General features: G+C 48.5%; 4 protein-coding genes. All 4 read right to left on the bottom strand.

Annotation, left to right across the window (positions count from 1 at the left end; translation table 11 throughout):
* Positions 1–694 (bottom strand): GTPase Era (gene era / locus GAC_RS02620; protein ID WP_050813514.1); only part of this gene is annotated, 694 nt, incomplete at its 3' end.
* Between the two features lie 94 nt (positions 695–788).
* A complete protein-coding gene (gene ffh, locus GAC_RS02615; protein ID WP_010265072.1) occupies positions 789–2,144 on the bottom strand; it encodes a signal recognition particle protein in 1,356 nt (451 codons plus the stop codon).
* Positions 2,137–3,687 (bottom strand): proton-conducting transporter transmembrane domain-containing protein, encoded by a 1,551-nt coding sequence (locus GAC_RS02610; RefSeq protein ID WP_010267930.1) that lies wholly within the window; start codon positions 3,685–3,687, stop codon positions 2,137–2,139. Before GAC_RS02610 ends, ffh begins: the two co-directional genes overlap by 8 nt.
* A gap of 74 nt (positions 3,688–3,761) precedes the next feature.
* On the bottom strand, positions 3,762–4,136 hold a 375-nt coding region (locus GAC_RS02605; protein ID WP_037349366.1), incomplete at its 5' end, for a type II toxin-antitoxin system RatA family toxin.

Genomic DNA, 4,136 nt, shown 5'->3' with positions numbered 1-4,136 from the left:
GTTTGATTATGACGCTACGGCCCCTATCTTCAAACTTTTCCGTAACCACAGACAGTGAGTATGGCAGTTCCTGGCGGAGAGCAAGAAACAGCTTTTCGCGAGTAATTTCGGCTACAAAAAATTCTACAGTGGCGTCAGTACGCTGAGTACCGGGATACAACCACGGACAGTAATCCGCGGACTCGCGCAGGTGTGTTAACAGAGCCTCAGTGCCCAAACCGTGAAGTGCCGAAATCGCAAAAACCCCGGTAAATTCGTGCATGGACTGTACGTGTGCTAAAATCCCGCGAATACGACACTCCTGAAGCAGATCGGTCTTATTAAGCACGGCCACAGCGGGAATATGCGAGTGCTTAACTGTGGCAACCACCCTGGCAACTTGGCTACACAGATAGTTCCTGGCCTCAAGTACCAAAACCACAACGTCCGCACCTCTGATAGACATCCATGCGTTTTTCACCAAAAACTTTTCCAGAACGGTTTTCGGCGCAAAAACACCTGGGGTATCTGTAAACACCAGCTGGACATTCCCATCGTTGCGCACTGCATTCATTCGCACCCGCGTTGTGTGGACTTTCGGAGTTACTATTGAAGCCTTAAACCCCACCAACTCATTGATAAGCGTGGACTTACCAGCATTGGTTGCGCCCACAACGGCAACCAAAGAACATTTCTCCGAATCGCGCCCCATCATAAAAACCTAGGTACCACACTCTATCTCGGCCACGTACCGCCTCACCAATACAGCAGAGAATGACAACAAAAAGGCGCAGCAATGCATGAATCCATTACATCCCCTTGCGCTGTAGGAAGGACATAATATCCGCATCCTTAAGCTTGCTTGCCTTCATCTGGCTAAACTTGCCTATCATGGAGTTCATCTGGTTGTATTGCTTTAGCAGTGCATCAACTACGTCAACCTTAACTCCAGCGCCCTTCGCTATTCTGGCTTTGCGCGCACCGTTTAATATCTTGGGGTTAGCCCTCTCTAGCTTAGTCATAGAGTTTATTATGGCAATATACTTGTCTACTTTGCTGTCGTCAACAATCCCTGCGACCTTGCGTTTTACATCATTCCCAAATGCGGGAATAAACTTCATAATGCTGGCAATTCCACCCATTCTGCTTAGAGCCTTCAGCTGCACTACTAAGTCATCAAGGTCAAATTTCCCCTTGCTGGCCTTGTCTTGAAGGTCACGTATGGTTTCTCTACCTACAGCTTCAACCGCTTTTTCAACAAGGGAGGCAACGTCACCCATGTTTAAAATCCGGCGTGCAACCCTGTCTGGGTAAAAGTCGTCCAAATCTTCGGGCTTCTCCCCCGTAGACATAAACTTTATTGGGCACCCGGACACCATCTTCATGGAGAGTATTGCACCTCCGCGTGAATCCCCATCAGCCCTGGTAAAGATTGTGCCGGTAAGGTTGAGTTTATCATGAAACCCACGAACAACCTCAACTGCATCCTGCCCCATCATGCAGTCCACAACCAGTATAGTCTCGTTGGGCGAGACCTCCTTTTTGACGAGCTGAAGCTCCCCTATCATTTCTTGGTCTATGTGCAATCTACCCGCAGTATCAACTATGACAACATCATACCCCCCGCGTTTTGCCTCTTTCATAGCTCTTTTGGCTATATCCAGTGGTAACTCACCCTCAACAATGGGAAGGCTGTCTACACCTACCCCTTGCGCTAAAACTCCAAGCTGCTCCTGGGCCGCCGGTCTGTATACGTCTAGGGACGCAACCAAGACTTTTTTCTCACTCTTCTTCAGTTTGAAGGCGACTTTCACCGTGTTTGTGGTCTTACCAACACCCTGCAACCCAACCATCATGATGGCAACTGGCGCTTTCCCGCTTAAGTCAAGCTCGCTTTTCTCATTACCTAAAACCTCTATTAGGCATTCCTCCATAAGCTTGATAATCATCTGCTCAGGCAGGACTCCTTTGACGACCTCACCCCCAACTATCTTGCTTTTTACATCCCCTATAAACTGCTCTACAACCATGAGGTTCACGTCAGCATCCAGTAGGGCCTGAGTTACATCTTCCAAGACAAGATCAAAGTCTTTGTCAGATATTTCGCGCCTACCGCCTAGTTTTTGTACCGCAGAGGCAATGCCCTTGGCTAAAGAATCAAACATAAGTTAACACCAACACAACTCCGATAACCAGCATACACAAAAGCAAAGCAACGTCGGCCGCCTCCATCCTTTGGCGCAACGCCGACACCCAAGCATGATCCTCATCATCGTATTCGGGGATACACACTTTTTCGGAAAGTACGTTGCATAGGTATAACACAAAATTCCAAAACCCAGAAATCACCTTGGGAAGAAAGCGCCTATAAATCCAGTCAATATCTATGCTGAACTCGCATCTGCCTAGCAGTTTGTTGCGCAACGATATAACAAAACATAACGCCGTAACAGAAATGGCTGCAATCTGAACGGCCACGTCTTTCGGCGTGTATACAAACCGCTCCCCCGTAAAGGAGAGAACTTGTTTGTGAAACATGCCCAAAACTACCAACAACAGCACCAAGAAAGCCATGGGGGCCTCAAGAAGATACCTGCCAACCGATGAGGATTCATTATGGCTAGCGCGCAGCTGCGCACTTGAAAGCCACACCAACCTTAACCCTACGCCAGCAAATAATAGGAGACTGCAAATCAGAAAGACCTGTTTTGATATCACGTCAATAAGCCCAGCGGTTCCCGCGCTATGCAGCACTAATGATTTCACTACAAACCCTGCACTCCCAGGAAAGGCTCCCATGTTCAATGCAGCAACTATACAGGCAAAAATCGACAAATAAACGGCATACAGGCCGCCCCTTCTGTGCTCCGCACTGCCTACTGTAACCACATCCGCTACCATAAACAACAGTGTCTGGTAAAGCACTGAAAGCGCCATATACGCAATCAACACCCCATAGGAAACGCCGCTAAACCCTATAGCAATCAGCATCAGCCCCACCTGCCCGACAACGTTATAGGACATGGCCTTCCTTATATTTCGTTCCAGCCAGGCAAAAATTGCACCGTATATAGCGGTCATCATACCCGCATATAGCAGTATTGGATCACCAGAAAACATTCTCAGCAGAATGCAGGCGGCAACTTTAGTCGTAAATGCAGATAACACCATAATCCCAAACCTGGAGGACATAGGATACGTATGTGAAACCCAGGATGACGCGGGAAATGATGCAGCGTTTATCAGAAGACCGGCCATATACAATGTCTTAGACAGCCCAGTGAATTGGCCTACCTGAGCAAATTTGCATGCACCTACGAGGAGGAGCACTCCTGAAATAAAGTGCACAGACGCGTAATGAAGAAATGCTCCAATATTGCCGGCAGGGCACCCGTACGCAATGAGGAGAAGCGCAAAAAGCGCCATAAACTCAAACCCAACGGCAATGAAGGTGGGGTCAGACAGCGAAAGTACAAATGTGCTACTTGCGTAATACAGTAGGCAGCATAACACCTCCCGCGCACGCATATTTCCACATGACTGCAGCAATATAGCCAGCAAAGCCAGGGAAAACGACAGAAAAAGCGGCATTGCAGAGTGCAAAACGCGTGACAGCTCGAGCCCATCTCGCCACAAAACCGGCAACGCAGCATTGGCTCCGCCTGCAAAAAATCCGTACACCCCGGCAGCCGATAGAACTCCGTACATGACAACCCCCAACCAGCTCTACCTATATACATACACAGGCTCACACAAACAAGCTTGGTATTGGTGAATGAGATTTAACGTCCTAAGTCCTTATTCCCAAACAACTCGTAGGCTCTTGCACGAAATGCGCGCATAATCCGGTGTTTGGCAACGTCTGCCGCGACATCAAAGGTAATCTGAAGTATTTTTTGCCTGAAAGAAAACTTTATACAAAACTTGACCAGCGTTTTTTCGCTCCCCATTGGTAAAAAACGCCACTCACTTTGCAAAAGCCTAAATACGCCGTCGGTGGACTGCACCTTAACCCAGCCTGGCTGGCTATCTCTAGGAGGGCAAAACGAAACGTGCGAAGTGTACCCACCCCTGAGTGAGAGAAAACCTGCAACCACCTCAGCAACCAGGGAGGAGCCATCGCGACTCACCACCCTCACCTCCTTACACCAGGGAAG

The organism is Anaplasma marginale str. Florida (assembly GCF_000215485.1).
Taxonomy (GTDB): Bacteria; Pseudomonadota; Alphaproteobacteria; order Rickettsiales; family Anaplasmataceae; genus Anaplasma; species Anaplasma marginale.
The sequence above is the reverse complement of the archived record's forward strand: the minus strand, read 5'-3'. Positions and strand labels throughout refer to the sequence as shown.